The organism is Malonomonas rubra DSM 5091, assembly GCF_900142125.1.
Classification (GTDB): domain Bacteria; phylum Desulfobacterota; class Desulfuromonadia; order Desulfuromonadales; family Geopsychrobacteraceae; genus Malonomonas; species Malonomonas rubra.
Window position 1 is genome coordinate 312904 of the sequence record NZ_FQZT01000001.1, and the last position, 26739, is coordinate 339642.

Annotated in this window: 28 protein-coding genes; 9 read left to right on the top strand and 19 right to left on the bottom strand. The window is 52.2% G+C overall.

Annotation, left to right across the window (positions count from 1 at the left end; all coding sequences use genetic code 11):
* Positions 1 to 192: 192 nt before the first annotated feature.
* Positions 193 to 1299 (top strand): sensor histidine kinase, encoded by a 1107-nt coding sequence (locus tag BUB13_RS01400; RefSeq protein WP_072904957.1) that lies wholly within the window; start codon positions 193 to 195, stop codon positions 1297 to 1299.
* Positions 1296 to 2660, top strand: coding sequence for a sigma-54-dependent transcriptional regulator (locus BUB13_RS01405; protein ID WP_072904958.1), 1365 nt, complete (start codon positions 1296 to 1298; stop codon positions 2658 to 2660). Before BUB13_RS01400 ends, BUB13_RS01405 begins: the two co-directional genes overlap by 4 nt.
* Positions 2661 to 2739: 79 nt before the next feature.
* On the opposite strand, the gene BUB13_RS01410 is transcribed toward BUB13_RS01405, so the two are convergent.
* The 3 genes from BUB13_RS01410 to cas6 form a co-directional block, all read right to left on the bottom strand.
* Positions 2740 to 3183, bottom strand: coding sequence for a hypothetical protein (locus BUB13_RS01410; RefSeq protein WP_072904959.1), 444 nt, complete (start codon positions 3181 to 3183; stop codon positions 2740 to 2742).
* Positions 3184 to 3504, bottom strand: a complete 321-nt coding sequence (locus BUB13_RS01415) for a TFIIB-type zinc ribbon-containing protein (protein ID WP_072904960.1) — start codon at positions 3502 to 3504, stop codon at positions 3184 to 3186. It abuts the gene before it with no gap.
* A 90-nt stretch (positions 3505 to 3594) separates the two neighbouring features.
* Positions 3595 to 4548, bottom strand: coding sequence for a CRISPR system precrRNA processing endoribonuclease RAMP protein Cas6 (cas6, locus tag BUB13_RS01420; protein ID WP_072904961.1), 954 nt, complete (start codon positions 4546 to 4548; stop codon positions 3595 to 3597).
* Positions 4549 to 4638: 90 nt separating this feature from the next.
* Here cas6 and tgt point away from each other — a divergent pair, with 90 nt between their 5' ends.
* Complete coding sequence (gene tgt, locus BUB13_RS01425) at positions 4639 to 5775, top strand: tRNA guanosine(34) transglycosylase Tgt (RefSeq protein WP_072904962.1); 1137 nt, start codon at positions 4639 to 4641, stop codon at positions 5773 to 5775.
* A gap of 49 nt (positions 5776 to 5824) precedes the next feature.
* On the opposite strand, the gene BUB13_RS01430 is transcribed toward tgt, so the two are convergent.
* From BUB13_RS01430 to dnaE, 9 genes are all read right to left on the bottom strand, one after another.
* Positions 5825 to 6046 carry a hypothetical protein gene (locus BUB13_RS01430; RefSeq protein ID WP_072904963.1) on the bottom strand — a complete coding sequence of 74 codons (222 nt, stop codon included), beginning with the start codon at positions 6044 to 6046 and terminating at the stop codon, positions 5825 to 5827.
* 12 nt (positions 6047 to 6058) lie between these two features.
* A complete protein-coding gene (locus tag BUB13_RS01435) occupies positions 6059 to 6280 on the bottom strand; it encodes a tautomerase family protein (RefSeq protein WP_072904964.1) in 222 nt (73 codons plus the stop codon).
* Between the two features lie 18 nt (positions 6281 to 6298).
* A complete protein-coding gene (locus BUB13_RS01440; protein ID WP_072904965.1) occupies positions 6299 to 8260 on the bottom strand; it encodes a transglutaminase TgpA family protein in 1962 nt (653 codons plus the stop codon).
* On the bottom strand, positions 8247 to 9110 hold the full coding sequence (locus BUB13_RS01445) for a DUF58 domain-containing protein (RefSeq protein WP_072904966.1): 864 nt from the start codon (positions 9108 to 9110) through the stop codon (positions 8247 to 8249). Before BUB13_RS01445 ends, BUB13_RS01440 begins: the two co-directional genes overlap by 14 nt.
* Complete coding sequence (locus BUB13_RS01450; RefSeq protein WP_072904967.1) at positions 9107 to 10048, bottom strand: AAA family ATPase; 942 nt, start codon at positions 10046 to 10048, stop codon at positions 9107 to 9109. Before BUB13_RS01450 ends, BUB13_RS01445 begins: the two co-directional genes overlap by 4 nt.
* A gap of 128 nt (positions 10049 to 10176) precedes the next feature.
* A complete protein-coding gene (locus BUB13_RS01455; protein WP_072904968.1) occupies positions 10177 to 10377 on the bottom strand; it encodes a cold-shock protein in 201 nt (66 codons plus the stop codon).
* Between the two features lie 353 nt (positions 10378 to 10730).
* Positions 10731 to 11483 carry a septal ring lytic transglycosylase RlpA family protein gene (locus tag BUB13_RS01460; protein WP_072904969.1) on the bottom strand — a complete coding sequence of 251 codons (753 nt, stop codon included), beginning with the start codon at positions 11481 to 11483 and terminating at the stop codon, positions 10731 to 10733.
* A gap of 5 nt (positions 11484 to 11488) precedes the next feature.
* Positions 11489 to 12460 carry an acetyl-CoA carboxylase carboxyltransferase subunit alpha gene (locus BUB13_RS01465; protein ID WP_072904970.1) on the bottom strand — a complete coding sequence of 324 codons (972 nt, stop codon included), beginning with the start codon at positions 12458 to 12460 and terminating at the stop codon, positions 11489 to 11491.
* Between the two features lie 49 nt (positions 12461 to 12509).
* Entirely contained in the window at positions 12510 to 15980 is a 3471-nt protein-coding gene (dnaE, locus tag BUB13_RS01470; protein ID WP_072904971.1) for a DNA polymerase III subunit alpha, read from the bottom strand.
* 297 nt (positions 15981 to 16277) lie between these two features.
* On the opposite strand from dnaE, the gene BUB13_RS01475 reads away from it, so the two are divergent.
* The 4 genes from BUB13_RS01475 to BUB13_RS01490 all read left to right on the top strand — a co-directional run bounded on the left by BUB13_RS01475 (position 16278) and on the right by BUB13_RS01490 (position 20987).
* Positions 16278 to 17141 (top strand): HDOD domain-containing protein, encoded by an 864-nt coding sequence (locus BUB13_RS01475; protein ID WP_072904972.1) that lies wholly within the window; start codon positions 16278 to 16280, stop codon positions 17139 to 17141.
* 111 nt (positions 17142 to 17252) lie between these two features.
* Entirely contained in the window at positions 17253 to 18461 is a 1209-nt protein-coding gene (locus BUB13_RS01480) for a cation:proton antiporter (RefSeq protein ID WP_072904973.1), read from the top strand.
* A gap of 74 nt (positions 18462 to 18535) precedes the next feature.
* The gene (locus BUB13_RS01485) at positions 18536 to 19573 is read left to right on the top strand and encodes a GMP reductase (protein WP_072904974.1); all 1038 of its coding nucleotides are present in this window, start codon (positions 18536 to 18538) and stop codon (positions 19571 to 19573) included.
* 103 nt (positions 19574 to 19676) lie between these two features.
* On the top strand, positions 19677 to 20987 hold the full coding sequence (locus BUB13_RS01490) for a DUF3422 family protein (protein ID WP_072904975.1): 1311 nt from the start codon (positions 19677 to 19679) through the stop codon (positions 20985 to 20987).
* Between the two features lies 1 nt (position 20988).
* Here the strand turns inward: BUB13_RS01490 and BUB13_RS01495 are convergent, their stop codons facing one another.
* The 4 genes from BUB13_RS01495 to BUB13_RS01510 are packed head-to-tail and all read right to left on the bottom strand — an operon-like array spanning position 20989 to position 23402.
* On the bottom strand, positions 20989 to 21576 hold the full coding sequence (locus BUB13_RS01495; protein WP_072904976.1) for a Maf family protein: 588 nt from the start codon (positions 21574 to 21576) through the stop codon (positions 20989 to 20991).
* Positions 21577 to 21585: 9 nt separating this feature from the next.
* The gene (locus BUB13_RS01500) at positions 21586 to 21951 is read right to left on the bottom strand and encodes a hypothetical protein (RefSeq protein ID WP_072904977.1); all 366 of its coding nucleotides are present in this window, start codon (positions 21949 to 21951) and stop codon (positions 21586 to 21588) included.
* 60 nt (positions 21952 to 22011) lie between these two features.
* Entirely contained in the window at positions 22012 to 23025 is a 1014-nt protein-coding gene (locus tag BUB13_RS01505; RefSeq protein WP_072904978.1) for a helix-turn-helix transcriptional regulator, read from the bottom strand.
* Entirely contained in the window at positions 23022 to 23402 is a 381-nt protein-coding gene (locus BUB13_RS01510; protein WP_072904979.1) for a nucleotide pyrophosphohydrolase, read from the bottom strand. The genes BUB13_RS01505 and BUB13_RS01510 overlap by 4 nt, the downstream gene beginning before the upstream one ends.
* Positions 23403 to 23555: 153 nt before the next feature.
* Here BUB13_RS01510 and BUB13_RS01515 point away from each other — a divergent pair, with 153 nt between their 5' ends.
* On the top strand, positions 23556 to 24062 hold the full coding sequence (locus BUB13_RS01515) for an FKBP-type peptidyl-prolyl cis-trans isomerase (RefSeq protein WP_072904980.1): 507 nt from the start codon (positions 23556 to 23558) through the stop codon (positions 24060 to 24062).
* Between the two features lie 45 nt (positions 24063 to 24107).
* On the opposite strand, the gene BUB13_RS18725 is transcribed toward BUB13_RS01515, so the two are convergent.
* Together BUB13_RS18725 and BUB13_RS01520 are read right to left on the bottom strand one after the other, a co-directional pair.
* Positions 24108 to 24284 carry a carboxymuconolactone decarboxylase family protein gene (locus BUB13_RS18725; protein ID WP_139249270.1) on the bottom strand — a complete coding sequence of 59 codons (177 nt, stop codon included), beginning with the start codon at positions 24282 to 24284 and terminating at the stop codon, positions 24108 to 24110.
* 105 nt (positions 24285 to 24389) lie between these two features.
* A complete protein-coding gene (locus BUB13_RS01520) occupies positions 24390 to 24647 on the bottom strand; it encodes a carboxymuconolactone decarboxylase family protein (protein WP_072904981.1) in 258 nt (85 codons plus the stop codon).
* A 95-nt stretch (positions 24648 to 24742) separates the two neighbouring features.
* Here BUB13_RS01520 and BUB13_RS01525 point away from each other — a divergent pair, with 95 nt between their 5' ends.
* Complete coding sequence (locus tag BUB13_RS01525) at positions 24743 to 25411, top strand: 3'-5' exonuclease (protein ID WP_072904982.1); 669 nt, start codon at positions 24743 to 24745, stop codon at positions 25409 to 25411.
* Positions 25412 to 25722: 311 nt separating this feature from the next.
* Here the strand turns inward: BUB13_RS01525 and galE are convergent, their stop codons facing one another.
* Entirely contained in the window at positions 25723 to 26739 is a 1017-nt protein-coding gene (gene galE, locus BUB13_RS01530) for a UDP-glucose 4-epimerase GalE (protein WP_072904983.1), read from the bottom strand.

Here is a 26739-nt window from a genome sequence, read left to right on the forward strand (position 1 = left end):
AAAAGGAAGTCCGTGCCGCACAGCAATAAGGAAAACCTTCTTAATTTCAAGACACTTGAGCACTGCTGCCCAAACACTTTATTGAATAGAGGAATAATTCTTGCTCATATTTCAACAGCAACATAAGCAAGTTAAAGGACCTTTTATTTCCTGTAGGATATTCTTCACACCCCATTCGCAGGCTGATACACAATGAGCAAATCAAGCAGAAATCAACTTGCCATCATCCTGATACTGGTTCTTGCGATCACCGCACTTCACTATCTCACTTCGACAAGCATGCATTCCTACCATGGAATTTACAGGAGACTGTATTACATCCCGATCATTCTCGGCGGGCTCTGGTTCATGCTCCGCGGGGGAATTATTGTTGCCCTCTTCGTATCGGCAATTTACCTTCCCCATGTACTGTTCCAGTGGGGGCACCATCCAACGACAGGAATTGAGCAATATCTCGAAATTCTGCTCTACAATATCATCGGTCTGCTAACAGGAGCTCTCGCCTCGCGCGAGCAAAAACAGAAGAAACAGCTAGAAAAAACAACTAATCGGCTTGAAGAAAGTTACGCCAAACTGAAGTCACAGGCGGATCAACTACTCGAAACGGAAGAACAACTGCGACGCGCAGATCGGCTGTCAGCTCTTGGTGAGCTATCGGCCGGGATGGCGCATGAAATCCGCAATCCCCTCGGCTCGATACGCGGCACAGCAGAAATACTGAAAGAAGGGATGGACAAGAACGACAAACGCCTTGAATTCGCAGAAATTCTGGTAAAAGAAGTCAACCGCCTCGACGGCGTCGTCCGCGACTTTCTCAATTTTGCCCGGCCTGCAGACAGCGAGCAGAAAACTGTTGAAATTTGTGATGCCCTGCAGGAAGTGGCAACCCTGACACGACAGCAGGCGGTTAAGGCCAAAGTAGAAGTTTCTTTGTACAACGACGATCAACCGAAAAAGGTCTTCGGCAGCCTGGAACAATACAAACAGGCCTTTCTGAACCTTGTTCTGAATGCATTACAGGCCATGCCCGATGGCGGCACGCTGGGAATTTCATGCACAAGAGGACAGGATAAAGCCATCATCTCTTTCACCGACACTGGGCCAGGCATACCAGAGGATCTCCAGGATCGTATTTTCAATCCCTTTTACACGACACGTAGCGATGGAACCGGGCTGGGTCTAGCCATCTCACACCGTATTATTGACGCTCACGGCGGAAAGCTCAAAGTCAGCAGCAAACCGGGTGCAGGAGCTTGCTTCTCAATTGAGCTGCCGATTGCTAACGGAGCACACTCATGACCCACAAAAACACGATTCTCGTTATTGATGATGACAGCTCCCTGCGCCGTGTTATCGAATATGTTCTGGAGCAGGCCGGTTACCAGGTTCTCACCGCCGAAGATGGCGCGAAGGGGCTGGAAGTTTACCAAGCCGAGCGCCCGGCCATGGTGATCACCGATATCCAGATGCCTGGATTGTCCGGTTACGAAGTGCTGCAAGAGATTAAAAGGCGTGATGCCGATTGCCTGGTGGTCATGATCACCGCATTCGGGACGGTCGAGCAAGCCGTCACCGCTATGAAAGACGGTGCCTTCGACTACATCACCAAGCCTTTCGGCAATGATGAACTGCTACTGGTGGTAAAACGCGCCCTATCCTTTCGCAACCTGCAGGCAGAGAACCAGCAACTCCGGCAAAGGCTGGATACGCAAACCGACTTCGAACATCTTGTCGGCATTTCCGATGCAATGCAGAAAGTTTTCGATATGGTGAATCGGGTGGCACCAAGCGAAGCGACAGTTCTCATCGGCGGCGAAAGCGGGACCGGCAAAGAGCTGATCGCCCGGGCGATTCATATCCGCAGTGAACGTGCTGACAGCCCCTTCATCCCTGTGAACTGTGCCGCCATTCCCCGTGAATTGTTGGAGAGTGAACTTTTTGGTCACCTGAAAGGCTCTTTCACTGGAGCGGTCAAGGACCGTAAAGGAAAATTCGAACTGGCGGATGGCGGTACCTTGTTCCTCGACGAAGTCGGTGAAATGCCAATCGACCTACAACCCAAGCTGTTGCGGGCCCTACAGGAGATGGAAATCGAACCGGTCGGTGCTGGACAAACCCGCAAAGTCGATGTCCGGGTCATAGCAGCCTCAAATCGAAATCTGGAAACGGCGATAGATAACAGCCTCTTCCGCGAAGACCTGTATTATCGACTGGCTGTCATCCCCTTGGTTTTACCACCGTTACGCGACAGAAAAGATGATATCCCTCTTCTGGCCAGACATTTTCTCGATCGCTTCCTGCCGGACAAACGTCTGGAATTTTCAGATCAGGCGATGAAAAAGCTGCAAGCGTATGGCTGGCCTGGAAATGTACGCGAGCTGGAAAATGCCATAGAGCAGACAGTAATCCTCCGCCATGGAGATACCATTGACCTAAACGACCTGCCGGACAAAGTCCTTCGACAGCCAACAGATCAGCTGTGCGGTGTCGTCAATCTACCGCCTGGCGGCTACCCATTGGCTGCCCTCGAAAAAGAAGCTATCATCCAAGCGCTTGAGCGCTCCAACTGGAACCAGACGAAAGCCGCAGAGCTGTTACACACCCCCCGCCATACTCTCATTTACCGTATGGAAAAATACCAGCTGAAAAAATCTGAATGACTTTTTGCTCGACAAACAACAACGAAGGCCTGCAACACAATGCTGCAGGCCTTCGTTATCATTATCTCTGTAAATTGGTTCAATCTTCTGCAGGATACAGCAGATAACTACTTCCTTTCTTTTCCCGCTTCAGTTTGCCATCATCGTCCATCTCTTTGAGCAATTTCTGTAGCTGGCTTTTGCCGACATCGGCAAAGCTGGTGTAAATATCGGTCTGTTTCATCCCCGGCAGGTTTTTCACCGCTTCCAGAATCTCATCTTCGAGATTCATTTCCACGTCAGCTACCGGTTCAGCCTTCGCAGCCATTTTTTCTACTTCCGGGGTCACCACCGGAGGATCACTTGCTTCTTCTGCCGCCGGTTCCTCTGCCTTCACTTCTTCAACTTTGGCTTCTTCAACCGGTTCGGCATCGGCTTGGGCAGCGTCCTGCTCTTCACGGATCTCCCGCTCGATGGTCATCATCTTCTGATAAAAGTAGAATCCCGCCCCGGCAAGTAATAACAGAACAATAAACCAAAACATTTATACCTCCTGATCAGATGTTTCCTGGTTGTCAGCATGGAACCAGCGGTCAAACCATGTCCGGTGGTCCTTTTCAGCCAATATTCTCAAATCGTTCGGTCCCAGCCAGACACCTCCACAGCCGGGGCAACGATCCAGCGGCACATCACGGAACGTCATCGGTTCGATCTTTTCGCCACACTTCGGGCAGCGACCCTTTGAGTAGTTGTGCGCCAGAGTTTCCTCGGCGTCATTCTTCATCTTATCGATGATTTCCTGTTCTTTCTTGTGGAAATATTCGTTTTCAAGTGCTTTTTTTCTTTCATCCCATGCATTTGTCATGAACAGCCTCCTTTCATAAGTTGGCTACATAACAAAATTATAACCAAGTATACGGGCCGGGCAACAGCTGTAAACAAAAAAAGCTGAGTCCTAACAGTTAGTTTTCAGAGTAAACTGGCCAGCACCATAAGCTGCGCCTTTACCGACATTGAACAAACTGCCCATTTGCAGATACCAAAACAGCTCGGAAAGATGTTCCCCGCTCAGCAGCAGAGACCCCATTAAACCGCCGACGTCCTGAGCCTGATGATCATTTTTCAAACGGCGCCAATCACGCCATTGCAGAGCGTTTTCAATCTCTTCGATCTGTTGAGCCAATTGAATGTAGCGCTTCGGGTCATCACATATTTCTACCCCGGCATGACAGGCGAGAAGGGAGGAGACACGACGCACAATAAAGGGAAAAAGCTCACCGATGGAAGCTTTGAACAGCGGTTTTTTCTGTTTCAACAATCGCAGTGGGCTTATCACTTCCAAAGAAACAGTTTCAGCGAAATTTGTCTGCTGCTCCAGCAGCCAGCTTAAATTGTTGACCGGTGCTGAGAAAAATTCGGATTGCCCTCCACTCCATTCCATTGAGCGCACACCGCTGCCATCTTCACTTTCCACCGCGTCTAAAACAAAACGTCCGTTCCCGTTATGTAGCCCCTGTTGGCCAACCTGCTGGAGCAAAATGATAAAGGCGTTAATACCCTGAATCCCCTGGCCAAGAAAAAAAACCGGCAGTTTCAATGACTGCTGCGGCTGGAACAAGCCTTTGCTCTGTGGATCTGGGAGAAGGACAAACGCCGGGGATGGCTTCTGAGCCTGACGACGGATCAGCGGATCGTTCGATATCTGCGGTTGCAGCAAATTTTTAATTTGATCAGTTTCACTGCATCTCCCCCAGCTCTCAAGAGCCTTCAACGCCTGCTGAAATTCCCGGCGCAGCTGCAGTAATCCCCATTGCGGCAGGTCAAAATACTCCTGAAACTGAAGATAAAAATACAGTTTACTGTATTCAACCTGTTGTAACTGTTCGGGAAGTGGGGGAAGATAATTCACGCAGTCTCCGATATGATTGCACCGGCACCAAGTTTCTGTTATAGCTTGGCACCTTAAATCTAAAGGTACCCTCAAGGGAGAACAACTTCAATGTTTCAGTTCACACTGCTCAAGGAAGATCCGAAAAGCCGCGCCCGCCGCGGTCGACTGGAAACCCCGCATGGCACCATCGAAACGCCAATCTTCATGCCGGTCGGCACTCATGGCGCGCTCAAAGCGATGACCCCGGCACAGGTTGAGGAGACAGAAGCACAGATCATCCTCTCCAACACCTATCACCTGCACCTGAAACCAGGGGAAGGCTTGGTGAAGAAAGCAGGTGGACTGCATAAATTTATGAACTGGGACAAGCCGATTCTCACCGACAGCGGCGGTTTCCAGGTTTTCTCCCTGCCGAAAAAGCGAATTGCCGAGGACGGTGTCCACTTTCGTCACGAACTGACCGGTGAGGAAATCTTTCTCGGGCCAAAAGAAGCGATGCAGATTGAAAACGATCTGGGCGCTGACATCATGATGGCTTTCGATGAGTGTATCCCCTACCCGGCCAGCCACGACTATTCGGCTAAATCGATCAAGAAAACCATCCGCTGGGCAGAAGCTTGCCTGAAACACCACAGTCGCGAGGATCAGGCGCTGTTCGGCATTGTCCAAGGCAGTGTCTATGAAGATTTGCGTCGCATTTGCGCCGAGGAACTTACAGCGATGGATTTTCCCGGCTACGCGATCGGCGGCGTCAGCGTCGGCGAGGGACTGGAACTGCTGAAAAAAGTGGTTGATTTCACCGAGCCACACATGCCGAAGCACAAGCCACGTTACCTGATGGGTGTCGGCCTGCCGGAAGATATCCTCGAATCGATCGAACGCGGCATGGACATGTTCGACTGCGTCATCCCGACCCGTTATGCCCGCAGCGCGACCCTGTTCACCAGACGGGGCAAAATCCGTCTGACCAATAAAAACTTCCGCCGTGATTTCTTCCCCGTCGACCCGTCCTGCGACTGCTACTGCTGCCGCAATTTCACTCGTGCGTACCTGCATCACCTCTACAACGCCAACGAAATCCTATCGGCGACACTTGCAGCGATCCACAACGTGCGTTTCTACCTGAACATGGTTGCCGGTGCACGAAAGGCGATTGAAGCGGGCGATTATCCTGCCTACAAAAATGAATTTCTTGCCGAATATAAATCGGGCGAAAAAGGCGGTGGGAAAAAGAAGAAGAGATAGAAAAAGGGGCCGATCATCCGGCCCCTTTCTTCGTTTCAAACTTTATGTTTTATGGCACATACTCGATTTTCGATTCCTGCTCGGTGCCACATTTTTTACACTTGAACACCCTGATATCGTGCCACCAGGGCTCCTGTCCCCAGTAATTTTCGTTGGCGATACAGTCGAGATGCTCTGCATCGTTAAAATTGATCGGTTCATTACATTCTGCACAATAGAGCCAGATTTTACCATCGGCGCAGGCTTGCAGAAACTCACCCGGATTTGACATCCTGCTACCTTTCTATTTTTTTGAAATATTCGCGGTTTTCCCTTCTTCCCGCAGCTTCTTCACGGAACGCCCGGCGATCCCCCAGTTTTCAGTCTCTACTTCATTGATAATCACGTGGGTCGAGAACGGATTCTTATCGAGAATTTTCACCATCAGATCGGTGATCCCCTCGATCAACTCGGCCTTCTGCTCGTTGGTGGCCCCTTTGGTTATATTGACGTTGATAAAAGGCATAAGTCTCTCCTCCTTTTTTCACAAAATTCTAGAAGCTTCATTATTACCAAGCGGGCAGAGCTTTGCAACATCAATAGAGAGTTGCAGCTTTTTCAACTGCCTGATGATTTCTTTCAATCGTTGATATTCAGCCTCAGTCACACGGCGACCATTATAAACGGCCGCCCCATAAAGCTGGGCAAACTCCCGGCAGAGCGGTTCGCCGGACAAATCAGCCAACGCAAACAGGCCGAGGCTGTCCGGCAATTTATCCAAGGCGGCCGCTTGCGCTATCACGTGACGATAGTCACTGATCAAACGTTGCAAACGCTGCTGACGGTAGCGGAAGAAAAACCATGTTGCCGGCAGCAGCAACAAGGGAAGTCCCCAGGCAAGTTTCCCCAGAGACGCAGGATCAAACTTCTTGACAGAACGAACCTGCCCGACAAAACTGCGCACGGCACTGATCTGCTGCCGCAAATCGTAATTAAGCACCATGCGGCTCCAGTTGTGTTTCAAGGCATCAGCAAAGGCCTGTAATGTCGAAACATTGCCACTTCGGTTGGTCGCCAAAGCCTCTTCAGCGTTAACTGCCAGACGACTCGGATCGATTCGCTGCCAGAAACCGTCATCATCCATAGCTTCTACCCAGACATGGGCCGCATCCTCTCCAACCAGATAATAGCCACCGAGCTGGTTGAACTCTCCCCCCAGATAGCCGCCGACAAGTCGTGCAGGCACCCCCGCAAGACGTAACAACACGGCGTAAGAGGACGCGAAATACTCACAATATCCACGGCGACTATCGAACAAAAAAGTTTCCACGGGATTTTCCGTCTTCGCGAGTTTCGTTGTCGAATAACTGAGCTGCTGCTGAAGGAAGAATCGATCGAGCCGATCAATTTTTGCCGCGTAATTTTTCTGCTGCGCGATCTCTTCGGCAAGCTGCAGCATCCGGTCACTGAAGCGGTTCGGCACCTGAAGATAATGCCAGGTATCGCCCAACTGCCTGCTTTTTGAATTGTACTGTGCCCAGACACGATAGCTGACTTTGCCATCACGCCGCAGTCTGCCCCGGATCACCCCGTCACTTTTTATTTCATGTCTCACATCGGCAATCCGGATCGGTCGATCGAGAGTCACCAGGTAATGATCCGCTTTCGGCTCGGAGTAGATTGTCAACTCCACTTGTGACGATGATTTTGAAACCAGTTTTTCCTCAATATTTCGCAGCTCCCGGCGCCAGATATTGCCTTCCAGTCGATTGAGTACGATTCCGCGCCAATAGAGTGCATCAATCGGCAACTGCTCGGTTTCGACGCGAAAAGCGATCTCTCCGCTCTCAGCCAGTTCCGCGACTGACCCAGGCTGCACCTGATCGCTCATCCCAATCCTGCCTGTCGGCTGCGGGTTGAGAAAATTCCACAGCGGTGTCTGGGTTCGCGGCAGAACCACGAACAAAACCAGCATCAAAACCAAAGAGCCCGCGGGCAGCAGAAGCAATGTCTTCAGCAACAAACGCCATTGAGGCCGTGTAAAACGAAGATGCGGATCAGTCACATAAAAACTGAGCATAACCAGACCTGTTGTGACCAGCAGGATGTTCAACACCAGATAAAACAGGTAGCCGAGATCCAGGGTCAGCATCGAAGACGCTGCCAGAATGATGGTCGCCAGCAGGAACAACTGAAGCAGGTGTCGAGGTGACTTCTCTGTTGCCAGTCGCACAGCCAAGAGTTGACAGAGCAGTTCAATCAAAGGATGAACGAGGTTGGCAATAGAGGCTTGAGAAACAAACCAGATGAAAAAAGCGATCGACACCCCGGTCGCAAGATGATTGCTCAGCAGGTAATTGCCCCGCCGGTCTCCCACCCAACCAAGGACAAAACCGCCGACCAACAAGCCCAAAACCCAGACAGGCAAATAAGGCAACAGCGGCAGCAGGCCGACAACAGAGGCCAAATAGGCCAGTATCCGCAAAATTGCCTCAACACCGACCATAAAGTGCCAACTCCGTCAAAAGCTTCAAGCGATGGTGAGGTCCGCTGCCCGGCTGCAACTGTTTGTCTTCCAGTTGCAGGCCGACAGAGCGCTGCTGCCGAAACAGCTGATCAACCAGAAAAGTACATTGCCCGATCCGCTCTTCCAAGGAACCTGGAAAATCATCCAGATTGAGCAGTAAAGATGGAGAGCCGAGTCGATTCTGTCTTTTCACCTTATATTCGTCGTGTCGTGCCGACAGCTTCCAGTGGATCGATTTCAGCGGGTCGCTGGAACTGTAATTATCGATACTGCGCAGTTCACCGTCGATGCCGGGACGAGTTGTTTCATGTTGCCGTGTTTGCCTGCCGACTCCGTCACCAAGGGGCAGGTTCGCCGAATGCGGACAGGGGAAAACCAAAACCTGCTGTTGCAGAGACAGGCGACGAGAACGGATAAAAAAATTGATCGGGAAGCAGGAACGAATCCAGATCGGCGGCAAGGTTTGATAACCACGTCCGGGCAAGGTCACGGCCAGTGGGCGACGCTCGGTTTTACCGGGAGCAAGAATGGGAAACAGACGTGTTCCCGTACCGATTTCAACGCTGATCAAAAACGCCGGTAACCAGCGGCGATGGTTACTCAGCTCAATTTCGACCCGTCCCGGCAAAGTAGCGAACAGGTCATCAGCAGGCAGAACCTTCGCCTGCAAACGCTGCAGGTTCTGCTGTCCGAGCAATCCTGAAATCGCCATAAATCCGAGTAACGCCGAAATCATCAGATAAAGCAGATTGTTACCGGTGTTGACGGCTGCAAAACCGAGCAGCAGGGTCAGCACAATGTAGATGATCCCCGCCCGGGTTAGCTTCAAGCCATAGGAACGGGAATTTCTGCGAGCAGCGATTGGAACACCTCTTCTTTGCGGACTGTCTGGAATTCCGGTCTCAGGATCAGCCGATGGGCAACCACCGGCACGGCGATCTGCTGTACATCTTCAGGGACCACATAATCGCGCCCTTCAAGATAGGCTTCGGCCCGTGCAGCGGCGGCCAGACTCAACCCCCCACGAGTCGAAATACCGGAAAACACCTGCGGGTGGTTACGGCTGCGCTCGATCAGGGTATGAATGTAATCGGCAACCAGATCCCCCAATTTTACGTTATCGCGGATAAAGCGCGAAGTTTCGATGATTTTGTCGCGGCCAAGCAACGGTTTGATTGTCTCAAGCTCGTCGCGCACACTACCGCGCTGGATGATCTGTTTTTCCAGCTCAGGCGGCGGATAACCGATGCCGGTGGTAATGAGAAAACGATCAAGCTGTGATTCAGGCAATGGGAATGTGCCGACTTGCTCGGCCGGATTCTGGGTCGCGATGACCAGAAAAGGCTCAGGCAACCCGTATGTCACACCTTCAACCGTGACCCGCCGTTCTTCCATCGCTTCCAGCATTGCACTCTGCGTCTTTGGCATCGCCCGGTTGACTTCATCAACCAGCACCAGGTTGTTAAAGATTGGGCCTTTGACAAATTTGAATTCACTTTTTTGTCGATCGAAAACTGACAGGCCCGTGATGTCGGAAGGAAGAAGGTCACTGGTGCACTGCACGCGACCAAAATCGAGGTCAAGAATACCGGAGAGCGCCAGCGCAAGACTGGTTTTCCCCAATCCCGGGATATCCTCTAGCAAAATGTGACCACCGGCAAGCAGGCTGACAATCGCCAGCCGGATCGCCCGTACCTTGCCTTGTAGATATTTACTGGACAGGGTTTCGATAACCTCCAGAATCTGTTTTCGCTGGTACAGTTCCATCAGCTCTCCTGTGAAATATGGTTGCTGATAAGTATAGAAGATTTAAACTGCTGTAGCCTACCTCTGGACAAAAAAAAGGCTCCGCGGTTTCCCGCGGAGCCTTTGTATCGCTAACTGTCAAGCGATTTTTAGAGCTTCTCAACGTTGCTTGCTTGAGGGCCCTTCTGACCGTCGACAACTTCGAAGCTGACGCGCTGGCCTTCTGCCAGGGATTTGAATCCGTCACCACCAATTGCTGAGAAGTGTACGAATACGTCAGGACCATTGTCCTGCTCGATGAAGCCAAAACCCTTGGAATCGTTAAACCACTTGACGGTACCTTCTGCCATCTTCTTTCTCCTTGCTGTTCCCATTTCTGCGGGATGTGTTGTGGCGCAGACTGTTCTGCTGCCATTAAAAAAACCGCCCAGTCCATATGGTCTGTGCGGTTTATTTGCTGACTTGCAGTACTAAAATCTACACAAACTGAATCTGAGATTTTGAAACGCTAGCACGGTCTTTTGACAAAAGCAAGCGATAATAGAACAATTTAACATGTTCCAGAACACTTTTTTAGTGTCTAAAAATCAACAGCTTAGAACTGAAAGCGCAAAAAGCTGCTAATTTCGATAAAAAAATAATGACATACAAACAAAAAAAGCCGTCCTTTAGACAATTTCAAGTCGTTGGCAAGTTGTATTTTTCAATCGAAAGCCACAACAAAACTTCCTCTGAATCCGCCATTTGCGAAATCAAGGGCAGCCCTTTCGGCCCGCTCCAGTGAATGGTAATCACCGACGCGCACGCGGTACATTTTCACTCCATTCACCAGCACTGCCTGCACCTCAGATTTGCCATAGCGGCTTCGCATCTGACTCGCCAGACGGTAGGCATTTTCCTGGACTGAAAACGCCCCGATCTGCACTGCAAAGCTACCGGCATCGTAACTGGTCGGAGGACGATAGCTGATCTGCCCCTTATCGCTTTGCCGATAACCGAGGGCCTGTACCTGAACCTTTGCCGTACCGGCATCAGCCATCCCCAGCTTGTTGGCCGCGGCGTAGGAAAGATCGATAATCCGTCCGGCCACAAAAGGGCCTCGATCGTTCACCCGCACGATGATGGAGCAGCCATTCTGCAGATGGGTGACGCGGACATAAACGCCAAGCGGCAGGGTCTTGTGAGCGGCCGTCATGGCATACATGTTATAAATTTCACCGTTACTGGTTTTGCGCCCGTGAAATTTACGCCCGTACCAACTCGCAACGCCACGCTGACTGAAGCCACTGTGATCGCGTAGCGGGTCGTAACGCTTGCCATCAACCTCGTACGGTTTTTCCCACCCCTTCAGTTCACGCGTTTCCGGGGTTTCGATGACTCTGGTGGTGTGGCCACCGCAGCTGCTCAGTGCAAAGGCCAGCAAAAGCAGCAGCAAACAGTGAAGAACAAGCCGCATAAAGCCTAGTCTTGTTGCGGTTCTTCAATTTCAGACATGGCACGGAAACGCTGATAACGCTGCTCGATCAGCTCTTCCGCCGACATGGCTTCCAGCTCTGCCAGATGTTTCAACAGATATTTTTTCAGAGTCGCTGCAGTGACTTGGTGATCCTGATGCGCACCACCGAGCGGCTCAGGGACGACATCATCGATAACAGTGCCCAGGCTGTCGACATCCTGCGCTGTCAGCTTCAGAGCTTCAGCGGCTTGTGGCCCCTTGGTACCATCACTCCACAGGATTGCAGCGCAACCTTCCGGCGAGATAACTGCGTAGACAGAATACTCCATCATCAGCACCCGGTTACCGACAGCAATCGCTAAAGCACCGCCTGAACCGCCTTCACCGGTCACGGTGACGATAATTGGAACTTTGAACATCGCCATTTCACGCAGATTGCGCGCAATCGCTTCCGCCTGGCCACGTTCTTCAGCACCGATGCCGGGGAATGCACCGGGAGTGTCAACAAAGGTGAAGATCGGCAGACCGAACTGATCGGCCATCTGCATCACCCGCAGCGCCTTACGGTACCCTTCAGGGTTCGGCATACCGAAATTGCGGTGTACCTTCTCCTTGGTGTTGCGCCCTTTCTGGTGACCGATGACGCAACAAGGATTGCCGTCGATCCGGGCAAAACCGCAGACCAGCGCTGGGTCATCACGGAAGTTGCGATCGCCGTGCACCTCGAAGAAATCGGTGAAGATATGTTCGATGTAATCGAAGGTGTAAGGGCGGTTGGCATGACGCGCCAACTGGGTCCGCTGCCAGCGGCTGAGCTTAGAGTAGATTTCAGTTTTTAGCTTTTCAGCTTTTTTCTCCAGCTTCTTGATATCGCCGGAAAAATCGACGCTGTCAGTCGAAAACTCACGCAATTCACCGATCTTGGTTTCCAGATCGGCAATCGGTTTTTCAAAATCGAGGTATTGTTGATTCATCATTTAACTCCCTGTCCCAAAATGGACATTTCTATTCGGCAGAAGCCTGAAACTATTCAAAATTCATGACGTTGTACCCGAACACCTGTTCGGCATCAGCCATCGCTTCGTCGGAAGCAGCCATTTTCAAACTTTCCGGCAGGCTGATGATTGTTTCACTCCGGTTCGGGATCACCACATGCAACTTGACTTTACAGTCGCCCCGGTATTTCTGGATAACGCCTTTCAGTTGCCGCATCTGTATCTCATCCAGACCTGGTGTGGTCAAGCGGATATGGACACATTCCGTCATGGTTTCTTTGACATCTTTAAGCAACTGCACTTCACTGGCGAGCATTTTACAGGATTCCTCGCCAACATCAAGTTCGCCGCTGACCAGTAGCGGCTCCTCACCTTTGAGCAGGTCCATCGCGGCCGCATAGGTTTCGGGGAAAACCACCATTTCGATCGAACCGCTCAAATCTTCCAGAGTGACAAAAGCCATCCGGTCGCCTTTTTTTGTCATCAACTCCTTGATGCCGGAAACGATGCCGGCAACCCGCACCTGCTCTTTGTCACTGCGTTCGACCAGGGCCGATGTCTCGCAGGTGGCGAAACGTTTGATCGACTCGCTGTAACGCGCCAGCGGGTGGCCGGTGACGTAAAAACCGAGGGCTTCTTTTTCGTAGCCGAGTAATGACTTTTCATCCCACTCATCGATATCAGGCAGTTCACCGTAACCGTTGCCACCAGTAGAGACGATCTCGTTGCTGCCGAAGAGGGAATCCTGTCCCGACTCCTTCTCCTTCTGCAAACGCTGGCCGATTTCCATCGCCTCTTCCAGACCGGCCATGTACTGCGCTCGCTTGCCGCCGAGGGAATCGAAGGCACCGCACTTGATCAGCGCTTCGCCGACCTTCTTGTTGACCTTACGCAAGTCGACCCGCTCACAGAAATCCTGCAGCGAACTGAAGGGCTTATCTTTTTTCACCTCGAGGATTGAATCGAGAGCCGAAGCACCGACACCCTTTACCGCACCGAGGCCAAAACGCATCGAATCATCAGCGACTGTGAAAGACCGGTCGGAAGCGTTGATGTCAGGCGGATGAACCTCGATCCCCATGGAACGCACATCCGCAATGTTCTTGATGACCTTGTCGGTATTCTCCATATCCTCGGTCAGAAGAGCGGCCATAAACTCGACCGGGTAGTGCGCTTTGAGATAAGCTGTATGATAGGAAACCAAGGCGTATGCAGCCGAGTGCGATTTATTGAAACCGTAAGCGGCAAACTTTTCCATCAGGTCGAAAACCGCTTCTGCCTTTTTCAGATCGAGCTTGTTCTCCTTCGCCCCTTCGAGGAAGATCTTCTTCTGCTTGGCCATCTCCTCGGCTTTTTTCTTCCCCATCGCCCGGCGCAAAAGGTCAGCGCCACCGAGGCTGTAACCGCCCAACACCTGAGCGATCAGCATGACCTGCTCCTGGTAGACGATGACACCGTAGGTATCATCGAGGATCGGCTTCAGCTGTGGAAAATCGTACTTGAACTCTTCCAGCCCGTGCTTTCTCTTGATAAATGAATCGACCATACCGGAGCCGAGCGGGCCGGGCCGATAAAGAGCGACCATCGCGATCAGGTCTTCAAAACAGCTCGGCTTCAGCTTGACCAGGTATTCCTTCATACCGGAGGACTCAAGCTGGAAGACACCGGTGGTCTCGCCGTGGGAAAGCAGCTCGTAGGTTTTCTTGTCGTCGTCGCGGATCATCTTGAGATCGAAGTTCGGGTCCTTTCCTTCACGAATCAACCGCACCGCATTCTCGATAACAGTCAACGTTTTCAGACCGAGGAAATCGAACTTGACCAAGCCGATCTTCTCAGCGTAGCTCATCGGGTACTGGGTGACCTGACCACCGGTCTTCGGATCGACGTAGAGCGGCAGGTACTCCGAGAGCGGCTTCGGCGTGACGACAACACCGGCGGCGTGGGTCGAGGCGTGACGGGTCAGGCCTTCCAGCGCCAGAGCGATCTTCACCAGTTCGCCAACCTTTTTATCCTTGTCGATCAGCTCTTTAAGCTTCGGTTCCTGCTCGATCGCCTGTTTCAAAGTGATGCCGAGCACGCCCGGCACCAGCTTGGCTATTTTATCGACTTCGCCGTAAGGAATATTCAGCGCCCGGCCGACATCGCGCAGTACACCCTTGGCCAGCATGGTACCAAAAGTAATGATCTGGGCGACGTTCTCGTGACCATAGTGGTCGCGCACGTAGTCGATCACCTTCTCCCGGCCGTAGATGCAGAAATCGACGTCGATATCCGGCATCGAAATCCGTTCCGGGTTGAGGAAACGTTCGAACAGCAGGTTGTAGGGGATCGGGTCGATATCGGTGATGCGCATGGCGAAAGCGACCAGCGAGCCCGCCGCCGAGCCCCGTCCCGGGCCGACTGGGATATCATGATCCTTGCCCCAGTTGATAAAGTCGGCAACAATCAGGAAGTAGCCGGGGAAGCCCATGCTCTTGATACAATTAAGCTCTTCGGCCAGGCGGTCATTGTAGAGTTTTACATCTTCCTCGGTCAGCTCGCGCAGTTTGCGGATTTCATCCAACCGCTCTTCCAGCCCGGCATAGCTCATCTCCTCCAGCACGTCGTCCAACGTTTTATCCGCTGGTTTTTCGTACTGTGGAAAATGATAGGTATCAAAGTCGAGTTCCAGGTTGCAGCGCTCGGCGATTTTGACAGTGTTGTTCGTAGCGCCGGGATAATCCTTGAACAGCTCGATCATCTCTTCCGGCGACTTAACATAAAACTCGTCGTTGCAGAAACGCATCCGGTTCGGATCGTCCATGGTTTTGCCAGTCTGAATACAGAGCAGTACCTCGTGAGCGAAGGCGTCCTCTTTTTTCAGGTAATGACAATCGTTGGTGGCTACCAGCGGCAGGTCGAGCGCCTCGGCAATCGCCATCAGGCCTTTGTTCGCCTTGGCCTGCTCCGGCAGATAGTTTTCCTGCAGCTCCAGGTAGAAACGGTTATCGTCGAAAACCTCCGCCATCGCCCGTGCGCGTTCCAAGGCTTCGTCCGGCTGATTCAGGTTGATCAGGGTCGGAAGCTCGCCGCCTAAGCAGGCGGACAACGCGATCAGCCCTTCGTTGTGTTTTTCCAGCAGTTCCCAGTCGATACGCGGTTTGTAATAGAAACCCTCACGATAGGCGGCGGAAATCAGACGGCAGATGTTCTGATAACCCGCCAGATTCATGCACAGCAACACCAGGTGATAAGAAGCTTCAGAGGAGCCGCGCGCGTTGCCTTTGGTAAAGCGGGAACCGGGGGCGACATAAACCTCGCAACCGACGATCGGCTTGATGCCTGCTGACATCGCCTTGCTGTAAAACTCGACCGCGCCAAACATGTTGCCATGATCAGTCACTGCGACTGCGGGCATCTTGTATTCTTTGGCACGATTAACCAGCTCATCCAGCTTGATCGCACCGTCAAGCAGGCTGTACTGACTGTGCAGATGGAGATGTACGAAATTGGCGTGTTCCATAAATCCGGCAGAGATAGGGGGTTAAAACAAGAAAAACCGATCATCGACAAGGCAGCTGATCGGTCCGAAAATTGTCAGAGGAATTTACCACCGCTATAAAGTGAGGGTCAACCAAAACCGCTTTGCAGTGCCTCCTTTTTCAAAACTGAATTCCAGCTAAAACGACGCACTTCAGGAAAATAAAATTTCTCCGATAAAAATATATTCATAGCTGTTATACTTACCGGATAGACAACAAAAACAGATACCTGCAGCGATTTGGCCGCGACTAAAAGTCCAACGACAGAGGTGATGACCATGATGCCGGACGAAATTATTAAAGATATCAAACAACTAGTCTCGCTGCCCGATGTGGTTCTGCGCGCCAATCAGCTGATCGACTCCCCCGAGGCAGACGCATCCGCTATTGGTGAGGTTATTGGTCACGACCCGGCCCTTTCTGCGCAACTTTTGAAACTGGTCAACAGCGCCTTTTACAATTTTCCAGGCCAGATCGAAACCGTTTCCCGCGCCATCACCCTGGTCGGACTGAACGAACTGCGCTCACTGATTTTCGCTTCAAAAGCCACACAGACATTCCAGCAACTGGCGCCGGAAAAAATTGATATGGATGTCTTCTGGCTGCGTAGCGTTTATTGCGGCATCGTGGCAAAAAAGCTGGCCAGTGTTCTGCTGGAAGAAAACGGCGAAGCGATGTTTCTGACAGGACTGCTTCACAATATCGGCACCCTCATTCTGTTTTCACGGCTGCCGGAGCAGGCGCAGTTGATTGTCGACCAAGCTGATCAAAGTGGGCGCAGCCTTGCCGAGGTGGAAAAAGAAGTTCTCGGCTTCGATTCGGCGCAACTGGGATCCACCCTGCTTGAAAGCTGGAGGCTGCCAAAAAAATTGTGGGAACCAGTACGCTTTCAGTACCATCCAGAAATCACGGCAACGTACCAGACAGAAACGGAAATTCTAAAACTGGCCCGACAAATTACCGATTGTGTCGAGCCAGAGTTAAAAACCGGTCAGCCCCTCGAGCTTAAGAAACTACAGGCCACCGCGGTGAACGGTGTTGAACCGACGACCGAGCAACTGGAAATGATTGTTACAGATGCCAACTTGGAAAGCTTCGATGTCCTGGCAATCATCAATCCAAAAGCCACGATGATTTTCTAATCGCAGCAACCTTAAGCTGAATAAAACAGGCTTTGTGCTAAAATTCAATGTGAACATATGACATCCCCAGCAGGTCGAAACGTCACCCGATATTGACCCGGCAGGCTGTAAATGGACGACTTTATTCACATTCTCAACCAAATGACCCATGATGACCCGACGCTGAACCTGCTGATGCTGATGGTCATCGTCTGGACCACCGGAGTCATCTGCCGTAAAATTCACCAGCCGCCGGTCCTGGGAGAGTTGACCGCCGGGATCATATTCGGCCCTGCCTTTCTCGGTCTGATTGCGCCAAACGAAATGCTGTCGGTTCTCTCAGAGCTTGGCGTTTTCTTCCTCATGTTCTATGCCGGGCTGGAAACCAATCCACTCGACCTGAAACGCTTCCGCTTTCACTCAACCTGTGTCGGTATTGCCGGCTTTCTCATCCCGTTCGCCGTCGCTTACCTGACCTGCCAGCTATTTGCCTTATCATCCATCGAAAGCCTGTTCATTTCCCTCGGGCTGTCGATTACCGCAATTGCAGTCAGCGCCCGGATACTGCACGATCTTGAATTAACGGAACACCATGTGACCCCGGTGATCATCGGCGCATCGATCGTCGACGATGTGCTGGCCCTCTCCTTTTTCACCGCCATCATCGACCTCGGAACCAACCAGGGGCATATCAACTGGTTGCACTTCGGTCTGACCATGGGGAAAGTCATCCTCTTCTTCATGCTGGCGATCGGCATCGGCATCTGGCTTTACCCGAAAATCGGCCGCCACTTTTCCTCGCGCAGTTCCAAAGGATTCACTTTTGCGCTGGTGATGGCCCTGATGTTCGGCATGCTGGCTGAGATCGCCGGACTGCATTTGATCATCGGCGCGTACATGGCCGGTCTGTTCGTGCGTGAAGGTGTTGTCAGCCAGGAGCTGTTGACCAAAATCTCCGACCGTTTCGTCTCCATCACCTACGGTTTCCTCGGCCCGATCTTCTTCGTCAGCCTGTCGTTTCATGTCACTTTCAGTATCTTCAAAACCCACCTGCTGCTGACACTGGTTCTTCTGCTGGCAGCGATTTTTGGTAAAATGCTCGGCGCTGGATGCGGCTCTTTCCTCTGCGGCATGAATCGCAAAGAAGCTACGGTTATCGGGCTGGCCATGAACGGTCGTGGTGCGGTAGAATTAATCGTTGCTTCGATCGGCTTACAGCTGGGACTGATAAACGACGAGATCTTTTCCATCCTGGTGTTGATCGCATTCGTCACCACCAGCTTGCCACCCTTATCGATGAAACTGTACCTTGATAAAATCAATTATGATTTTAAAACGTAACCAAAATTTAACTCTCATAAAATCAGATATATTTTGACTTTATTTCAACAAATCATCATGGAGTCATAAATTAGATGCGAATAGAAACTGATGTGAAGCTCGGCTTTAAAGATGTGCTGATCCGCCCCAAACGCTCAACCCTGAAAAGCCGCGCACAGGTCAATCTGGATCGCGAATTTACTTTTCTGCACAGCAAACTGAAATGGCACGGCATCCCGGTGATTGCTGCCAACATGGACACTGTTGGCACCTTCCAAACCGCTGACGCGCTGGCCGAATTCGGCCTTCTGACAGCTGTCCACAAGCACTATTCGCTGCAACAATGGGATAATTATCTGCAGGGGAAATCTGACGATATCTACCAGCGGATTATGGTCAGTACCGGCACTGCTAAAGACGATTTCAGCCTGATGCAGCAGATCATTGGCCAACACCCGAAGCTGCAGTTCATCTGTATCGATGTCGCCAACGGCTACGCCGAAGCCTTTGTTGACTTCGTCAAACGGGTGCGTGATGAATTCCCGGATCAAACAATTGTCGCCGGCAACGTGGTCACCGGGGAGATGGTCGAAGAGCTGCTACTCTCCGGCGCCGACATCGTCAAAGTCGGCATCGGCCCTGGTTCAGTCTGCACCACCCGGGTGAAAACGGGCGTCGGCTATCCGCAACTCTCTGCCGTCATCGAGTGTGCTGACGCTGCCCACGGCCTCGGTGGGCGCATTATCTCCGACGGTGGCTGCGTCTGCGCTGGTGATGTTTCCAAAGCCTTCGGCGGCGGGGCCGACTTTGTCATGCTCGGCGGCATGCTAGCCGGCCATGATGAAAGCGGCGGCCAACTGGTACAGCGCGACGGCCAGCAGTTCAAACTGTTCTATGGCATGAGCTCATCGACAGCGATGGAAAAACATGCCGGTGGCGTTGCCGAGTACCGGGCATCGGAAGGTAAAACCGTCGAAGTTCCCTACCGCGGCCCAGTCGCCGATACGGTCAAGGATATCCTTGGAGGTGTCCGCTCCACCTGCACCTATGTTGGAGCCGGTGCGCTGAAGGAGCTGACTAAACGCACCACCTTTATTCGCGTGCAGGAGCAGGAAAACAAAACCTTCACCTGAGCCCGGGACCAGATTTTTTCCAGCGGCTCCTGTTTCGGCAGGAGCCGCTCCCGCTCCATTTCATTTCAATACAATATTCTGCAATTTCCCCAGGGGGATATAAATGGCTGGTGCCAGAAACGCTGAATTTCAAATTCATCCGCAACGAGATGCCCTGTACAACGAGCTGCACATCCGCCCGTTCCATCCACTCAGCAGCCCGCAACAGATCTCCCACCTTGCCTCCTGTGCCCAGCAGGGCGAATTGAGCCTGGCATACCAACAGATCTGCGAACTCTGCCACCGCTACAACGTCAACCAGCCTGCAGCCGATGCCGTCTCTTTCTATCAGGACTTCGGCGATTTCAGCATTCACTGGGAACGTCACGTCGAGTTCTATTCACTCACTGTCATGCAGGCGGCGTCTCCAAGCGGCGAACCCTTTGAACACCCAGCCATCAACCTGTTGCCGGACGACTGGCTGAAACAGCTGCCGGGACAGATGGTTGCAGCATTTCATCTGATTATCGACAACCAGCAACTGGACGATCAATGCTCGGCTCTGTGCCGCTATTTTGAAGGCCAGAAGGTAATGGTCAGTGCGGCCAAGAAAGGCAAAGCACAATTTTATACTGCGTTCAAGCTGCACGGCGACGGATATGGTCGCTTCATTATCCGCAACAACGGTATGGATGATGAGCAGATGGGACAGCTGGCGCGCAGGTTGATGGAAATGGAGACCTACCGGCTGCTGGCCTTGATCGCCCTGCCGATCGCGCGACAGATCGGTCCGCAGCTGGTCGAGATGGATCAGCAGCTGGCAAACATCCTGACCAAGGTCAACGAACTTGACTCGACCCGCGGAGAACGGAATCTGCTCAGCACCTTGACCGAACTGCAAGCGCAGCTGGAAAATCACCGCGCAGCGACCACCCGCCGCTTCTCGGCGACCCGTGCTTACCACGAACTGGTCCACAACCGGCTGGCCAGCATGCAGGAGGAAAGCATCAACGGTCACCTGTCTCTGCAGGAATTCATGGGTCGACGACTCACCCCGGCACTGCGCACTTGTGAATCTCTGCAGGGCTGGATGGATGATCTATCGAAGCGGATTGAACGCGCCAGCGACCTGTTGCGAACCCGCGTCAACCTGAACCTGCAGGAGCAGAACCGTTCGCTGCTATCAGCGATGAACCGGCGCAGCCAGCTGCAGTTTCGCCTGCAGGAGACTGTCGAGGGCCTGTCGATTGTTGCCGTCAGTTATTATATGGTCGGTTTGATCGGTTATCTGCTGGCAGGATTGCCGCTGGAGGAATGGGGGTTGAGCAAAAAAGTGCTGACCACATGCTCGGTTCCGTTGGTATTGCTGGTCGTTGCGACCATCACCCACAGGATCAAGCATCGCCTGATCAAGAACCCACTGGGCGAAGAATAAGTTAACGACCCAGCACCTTAACCCCGGCATCGTCCAGCATCGACACCAGTTTGATAAGTGGCAGGCCGATCAGGGCATTGTAATCGTCCCCTGCCATCCGTTCCATCAGGGCAATGCCTAAACCTTCAACTTTAAAGGACCCGGCGCAGTCGTAAGGTTGCTCGCGCTGCAGGTAGTCTTGAATCTGACCATCAGTCAACGGCCGCAGGGTGACGGCGAAGGAGGCGACATCACTACTGACTTCACCAGTGCGGCTGTCGTAAAGCACCAGCCCGGTATAAAAGGTGTGGGTCAGGCCGACCATCTGCCGCAACTGTTCGAAGGCTTTCTCAAAGCAGCCCGGCTTGCCGATACTCTGCCCTTTAGGATCGACAAAAACCTGGTCGGACCCAATAATCAGGGCGTTGGGATAGTCTTTTTCCAAGCTCTGAGCCTTACCGAGGGCGAGATGCTGTACCAGCAGCGTCGGCTCAAGTTCCTGATTGATCTGCTCTGCATATTTCGGCGCAGCCGTATTGAACGGCAGCTGTAACTGTTCCAGCAGCTGCTTCCTGTAGGGGCTGGTTGATGCCAGAATAATCTGTTGCATATGTCCTCATCAGGCGGCAAGCCAATCATGGCTCTGCACGATCGGCTTCACGTCTTCGAAAGATGTTGCGACGGCCCAGCGTTCGACCGTCGAAAAAACATTCTGTACACTCTCAAGCAGTTGCTGTTTGAGCAGCTCTTCGTCAACGGCAAGAGACAACTCCTCAATCTGGCCATCGTCAGTCCACAAGGGAAGAATCCTCACCTGGGGCTGACTGCCAAGATGAACTTCCCCCCAGATTTCCCGCTGCCCGTCACCCAGCAATCCACTGATAACACCATCCGTTCCTCTTCCGGTCGGCTGCAGGGAAATATCCCGAATATCAAAATAAACGCTGCCCTCTTCCGTACCTGTCATTGGAGATAACCAGATCATAACGCCTCCTTTTGCGCTGTTCGATTATCTCCATCCTACCCACAAGTGCGTCAAATTATGTCACTCTCCGTTCTGATACTCCAGACCACGCATCAGCCCAGCGATAAACTGCTGCTTCAGCGATTCCGGCCCGAGCACACGCACATGCGGAACAAAAGAGTAAACCCAGGAAAGGATCTCCTTATCGCCAGCAGCATCGAAACGCAGAATCAGGTTGCCGTCCGCCCCTTTCTGCAGCTGCTGCTGTGGATGCCAAATCCGTTCACGGATCAGGTAGGTCACCTCTTTATCGAACTGCAATTCAACCTGCTGGGTGGCACCATCATCGATCAATCCGAAAGCTTCGCCAGTCAGGGCCGTTGCAGAATAATCTTCCGGCACCTCGAAACGATCCGGCAGAAAACTCAAGCTCTCAATCCGTTCGACTGCAAACAGACGCAGAGCTTCGCGGTTGTGCGCGTAGCCACCAAGGTAGAGGGCATTTTTGAAAAACAGCAGCGTATAGGGATCGACCTGATAAAGATTGCGTTTGCGTTTGGCCGGACGATATGCGATTTCGATCCGCTGCTGCTTCAGCAGCGCCTGGCGCAGATCGGTGAGCAACTGCCGCTGGCCTGAATAATCTTTAAAACCGTGAAAGCGCGGGGCCGAGGCTTTTGCCAACCGCTCCAGGTGGGCTACGCTGCGTGGCGGCAAACTGGAGCGAAAACGGGTGAAGATCGCTTCCAGATCATCGTGAAACGGAGTGCCCTGCAGAAAGTCGAGCTGACCGCGGCAGAGGTAAAGAGTCATCAACTCTTCCAGCGAAAAGGTGATCGGCGGAATTTTATTGTAGCCCTCGATGAAGCTATAAAGGACCTGACCGTCGTCCTGCCGCTCGCTGATCAGCGGGTAACCAGCCTCCTCAATCGCTTTCAGGTCGCGATAAATGGTCCGCCGAGTCACCTCACATTCTTCCACTAACTCTTCCACAGTGGCACCGTAGCGGTTTTCGAGGATGCGGATCAGGTCGTGCAGCCGCGCTGCCTGGCTGTACTTTTTCGGCTGGCGCCCTACTTTTCGCTGACTGCTCACTTTTCACCTTCCTGCTTACGGTAATAGGTATATTTATGCGCCTTACCGCGCACCTGCTCTTTCGGGTATTTGCGTTCGTTCTTAGCCATTTTCGCCAGCACTGTTTCGGCCAGGTCAATCTGCAGATGGTTGGCCAGCGACAACGAATAGAGCACAATATCGGCCAGTTCCTCGCCGATTTCCTGTAATGCAGCTGGGTCGAGATGCTCCGACTGCTCCGTCGTCAGCCACTGGAAATGCTCCATCAGCTCAGCTGCTTCAATCGCAATCGACATCGACAGGTTTTTCGGGCTGTGAAACTGCTCCCAGTCGCGCTCGCGGACAAAGGAAGCCATCCGTTCCCTCAGGTCGTGCAAGGTGGCATGCTGATCGTTCATACAAACTCCATGTTAAAGTCGATTGCCAGATTATAGGTGCAGCATGGCAGAAAAAAAAGCGCCAACAGAAAGTAAACCTTTTTCCATTTATCGAGCTGTGCTAGAACCTTGCGACAGTAGAATGCAACAACCTAACCCATAAAGGAAAGTTTCATGGCACAAGCAAAAAAAGGCGACACAGTCCTCATCAATTTCATCGGCCGCATGGAAGATGGTTCCATTATGGATTCCACCTACCCGGAAGAAAAACAATCAGAGTGCGGTTGCGGTGACGGGGCAGAACATAACTGCGGCGATGATGGTGACTGCTGTCAGGATACCGGTCCGTTTGAAATCGTCATCGGCGAAGGCGATTTCTACATCCCGGTTGAAGAAGAGCTGGTCGGCATGCAAGTCGGCGAAAAAAAAACTGTCACCATTTCTCCGGATGATGCTTTTGGCGATTACAATCCGGAAAATGTTTTCAGCGTCGAGCGCAGTGAGTTTCCGGACGATATCGACCCGGTCGTCGGCATGGGACTGGAAGTGACTGGCGAGGATGACGAGCTTTACATGGTCACAGTCATCGAGGTGACCGACGAGCAGATCACCCTCGACACCAACCATCCTCTGGCAGGGGAAACCCTGACTTACGAAGTCGAGTTGGCTGAAATCGTCTAACGGAATAGCAAAAAGGAGGCTTGTTACAGCCTCCTTTTTTCATTTTCAATCAACCGTGCTGAGCGCCTCCATGATCCGCGTCGTCATATTCTGATAAGTCACGATGCCAACTACCCCTAAAATATCTTCATCCGAAAGACCTGCTTCACGCAACCGTTCAACATCCTGTGGACTGCAGGTATCGGCAGAGCGGGTCACTTTCACCGCATAATCTGCAATCATGCGTTCGCGCTCGGTGAGATTCGCCTTGGTGTAATCTTCGGCGACCTGCGTAGCCAGTTCTTCATTTTTTGCCGCTCGACTGAGGGCATCCCGATGGGTCGCAGTTCAATGCACGCAGCCGATCAGTGTCGACGTAACCAGCGCGGCGACCTCCTTTTCCCGCAAGCTTAAATTCCCAGCATCACGATAGACCGCAACGCCCAGACTATGCAGCGCATCCGACATGTCGGGCGACAGGCTGGTCAACTGGGTTAAATCGGACAATTTTCCGGTCAGCGGCTTACGTGCTTTTTTATAGAGTTTCTGCACCTTGTCGTTGTTTGAGTCTTCCGGCTCAATACGAATCCATGAGTTCCATACCATTGATTTCCTCCTCAGTTTTTTCACCACAGCACTGGTCAGCAGCTGTCTGCACAGCGTAAGATACTTTAATCCTCTACACCTGAAAGGCCATATTGATGAATTATACCCTGTGCAACGAAACTGTGGTGGTCATCGACTTCGAAACCAGTGGCATGTCGCCAGAACAAGGCGATCGTGTTATCGAAATCGGCGCGGTGTTAATCCGTCACGGAAAAGTTGCCGACAGTTTCCAGACCTTGGTGAATCCTGGTTTCCTGGTTAGCCGTGAAATTGAGATGGTCACCGGCATCAACAACCGTATGCTCAATGAAGCACCGAGCGCAGCAGCGGTCATGGGTGATCTGGCCCATTTTATTGGCACTCATCCTCTGGTCGCGCACAACGCCTCCTTCGATCAGAAGTTTCTCGAAAGCGAATTTGCCCTGACCGGCAAAAAGCGACCGTTCAACTTCGGGTGTACATTGAAAATTGCCAGGAGAATTTATCCCGATCTGCCGAATTACAAACTGGAAACGCTGGTGAAGTTGAAGGGGTTGGCAGGAAATGGTCAGTTTCACCGCGCCCTGGCCGATGCAGAAATGACCGCGGCACTCTGGTTGAGAATCATCTCTGACCTGGGCCAGCGATACGGTTTCACCGATATTCCCTTCGAGACCTTAAACAAACTCGGCAAAACGCCCTATCCCCAGGTTGATCAGTTTCTACAGAAAACTGCTGAGGAGTTGAAAAGCGCACCACCAGACACGACCGGTTCGTTGTTTTGAACCCTAAGGATACAACATGAAATATCTCGTCAAGTTCAGCCTGCTGATCGGTATTGGCTCTGCAGTCGGAGGGGTGATCGGATATCTCGCCCAGTGCATGGGGCCGACATGAGTGCTCCTCTCGACTCCCTGGTCAGGGATCATTTTTGGTGGCAGCATCGGTTTAATTCTGGCTCTTATCCCTTCCGAGATAAAGAATGGTAGCGACTCCAGCAAAGACAGTTAAGGCTTCACTCAGTTGCTTTTACGGGAATGCTAGTTCTGTATTTACGTTCAAAAAAACCGCCGGCAATCGTCGGCGCTTTTTTAAATTAATCCTCAAACCCATTCGGATTCTGTGATTGCCAACGCCAGGCATCAACACACATTTCATCGACACCGAACTCGGCCTGCCAGCCGAGCAGTTTATTGGCCAACGCGGGATCCGCGTAACATTCGGCAATATCCCCAGCCCGGCGGGGGGCAATTTTGTATGGCACCTGTTTGCCGCTTGCCTTTTCGAACGCCTGCACCATTTCCAGCACACTGATACCATGACCGGTTCCGAGGTTAACCGTCAGGTTCTGTTGTTCACGTAGCAGGTAATCGACTGCTGCGACATGAGCACGGGCCAGATCGACCACGTGGATGTAATCGCGCACGCCTGTGCCGTCCGGGGTCGGGTAATCGTTGCCGAACACCTGTAACTGTTCGCGTCGCCCAACAGCCACCTGGCTGACAAAAGGCATCAGGTTATTGGGGATGTCGTTAGGATCTTCACCGATCAGTCCGCTAGCATGTGCCCCAACCGGATTGAAGTAGCGCAGAATTGCTGCCTTAAAGTCACTGTGTGAAGCACAGACATCGTTGATCAGTTGCTCCATCACCAGCTTGGTACGTCCGTAGGGGTTGGTCACCCGCAGGGCGGCATCTTCTGTAATTGGGCATTTGTCCGGGTCGCCGTAGACGGTCGCCGAGGAGCTGAACACCAGATTATTACAATCAGCTTCACGCATCATTTGCAGTAGAGAAATTGTGCCGGAAATGTTGTTATCAAAATATTCCAGCGGCTTTTCACATGACTCACCGACTGCTTTCAACGCGGCAAAATGAATAACAGCATCGAGACGGTAGGTCGCAAACAGCTGACTCATAAAATCGGCATCACGGATATCGCCCCGCTCACAGCCAATCGGTTGACCCGTGATCTCTTCCAGCCGATCGAGAACGACCGGCGAACTGTTGCAGAAGTTATCGGCAATCACCACCTGATAACCAGATGAAATTAATTCGATTGCCGTATGCGACCCGATGTAACCGGCACCGCCGGTGAGAAGTACAGTCTTCAT

What these genes read in the sequence shown, in the direction of transcription:
- BUB13_RS01515 (WP_072904980.1), top strand. Translation starts at nt 23,556, where the DNA reads ATGGCACAAGCAAAAAAAGGCGACACAGTCCTCATCAATTTCATCGGC.
- BUB13_RS01485 (WP_072904974.1), top strand. Translation starts at nt 18,536, where the DNA reads ATGCGAATAGAAACTGATGTGAAGCTCGGCTTTAAAGATGTGCTGATC.
- BUB13_RS01500 (WP_072904977.1), bottom strand. Translation starts at nt 21,951, where the DNA reads ATGATCTGGTTATCTCCAATGACAGGTACGGAAGAGGGCAGCGTTTAT.
- BUB13_RS01465 (WP_072904970.1), bottom strand. Translation starts at nt 12,460, where the DNA reads ATGATGAATCAACAATACCTCGATTTTGAAAAACCGATTGCCGATCTG.
- BUB13_RS01415 (WP_072904960.1), bottom strand. Translation starts at nt 3,504, where the DNA reads ATGACAAATGCATGGGATGAAAGAAAAAAAGCACTTGAAAACGAATAT.
- BUB13_RS01440 (WP_072904965.1), bottom strand. Translation starts at nt 8,260, where the DNA reads ATGGTCGGTGTTGAGGCAATTTTGCGGATACTGGCCTATTTGGCCTCT.
- BUB13_RS01525 (WP_072904982.1), top strand. Translation starts at nt 24,743, where the DNA reads ATGAATTATACCCTGTGCAACGAAACTGTGGTGGTCATCGACTTCGAA.
- BUB13_RS01495 (WP_072904976.1), bottom strand. Translation starts at nt 21,576, where the DNA reads ATGCAACAGATTATTCTGGCATCAACCAGCCCCTACAGGAAGCAGCTG.
- BUB13_RS01460 (WP_072904969.1), bottom strand. Translation starts at nt 11,483, where the DNA reads ATGCGGCTTGTTCTTCACTGTTTGCTGCTGCTTTTGCTGGCCTTTGCA.
- BUB13_RS01435 (WP_072904964.1), bottom strand. Translation starts at nt 6,280, where the DNA reads ATGCCTTTTATCAACGTCAATATAACCAAAGGGGCCACCAACGAGCAG.
- galE (WP_072904983.1), bottom strand. Translation starts at nt 26,739, where the DNA reads ATGAAGACTGTACTTCTCACCGGCGGTGCCGGTTACATCGGGTCGCAT.
- BUB13_RS01400 (WP_072904957.1), top strand. Translation starts at nt 193, where the DNA reads ATGAGCAAATCAAGCAGAAATCAACTTGCCATCATCCTGATACTGGTT.
- BUB13_RS01520 (WP_072904981.1), bottom strand. Translation starts at nt 24,647, where the DNA reads ATGGTATGGAACTCATGGATTCGTATTGAGCCGGAAGACTCAAACAAC.
- BUB13_RS18725 (WP_139249270.1), bottom strand. Translation starts at nt 24,284, where the DNA reads ATGATTGCAGATTATGCGGTGAAAGTGACCCGCTCTGCCGATACCTGC.
- BUB13_RS01455 (WP_072904968.1), bottom strand. Translation starts at nt 10,377, where the DNA reads ATGGCAGAAGGTACCGTCAAGTGGTTTAACGATTCCAAGGGTTTTGGC.
- BUB13_RS01490 (WP_072904975.1), top strand. Translation starts at nt 19,677, where the DNA reads ATGGCTGGTGCCAGAAACGCTGAATTTCAAATTCATCCGCAACGAGAT.
- BUB13_RS01450 (WP_072904967.1), bottom strand. Translation starts at nt 10,048, where the DNA reads ATGGAACTGTACCAGCGAAAACAGATTCTGGAGGTTATCGAAACCCTG.
- dnaE (WP_072904971.1), bottom strand. Translation starts at nt 15,980, where the DNA reads ATGGAACACGCCAATTTCGTACATCTCCATCTGCACAGTCAGTACAGC.
- BUB13_RS01410 (WP_072904959.1), bottom strand. Translation starts at nt 3,183, where the DNA reads ATGTTTTGGTTTATTGTTCTGTTATTACTTGCCGGGGCGGGATTCTAC.
- BUB13_RS01430 (WP_072904963.1), bottom strand. Translation starts at nt 6,046, where the DNA reads ATGTCAAATCCGGGTGAGTTTCTGCAAGCCTGCGCCGATGGTAAAATC.
- BUB13_RS01405 (WP_072904958.1), top strand. Translation starts at nt 1,296, where the DNA reads ATGACCCACAAAAACACGATTCTCGTTATTGATGATGACAGCTCCCTG.
- BUB13_RS01475 (WP_072904972.1), top strand. Translation starts at nt 16,278, where the DNA reads ATGATGCCGGACGAAATTATTAAAGATATCAAACAACTAGTCTCGCTG.
- BUB13_RS01480 (WP_072904973.1), top strand. Translation starts at nt 17,253, where the DNA reads ATGGACGACTTTATTCACATTCTCAACCAAATGACCCATGATGACCCG.
- BUB13_RS01510 (WP_072904979.1), bottom strand. Translation starts at nt 23,402, where the DNA reads ATGAACGATCAGCATGCCACCTTGCACGACCTGAGGGAACGGATGGCT.
- tgt (WP_072904962.1), top strand. Translation starts at nt 4,639, where the DNA reads ATGTTTCAGTTCACACTGCTCAAGGAAGATCCGAAAAGCCGCGCCCGC.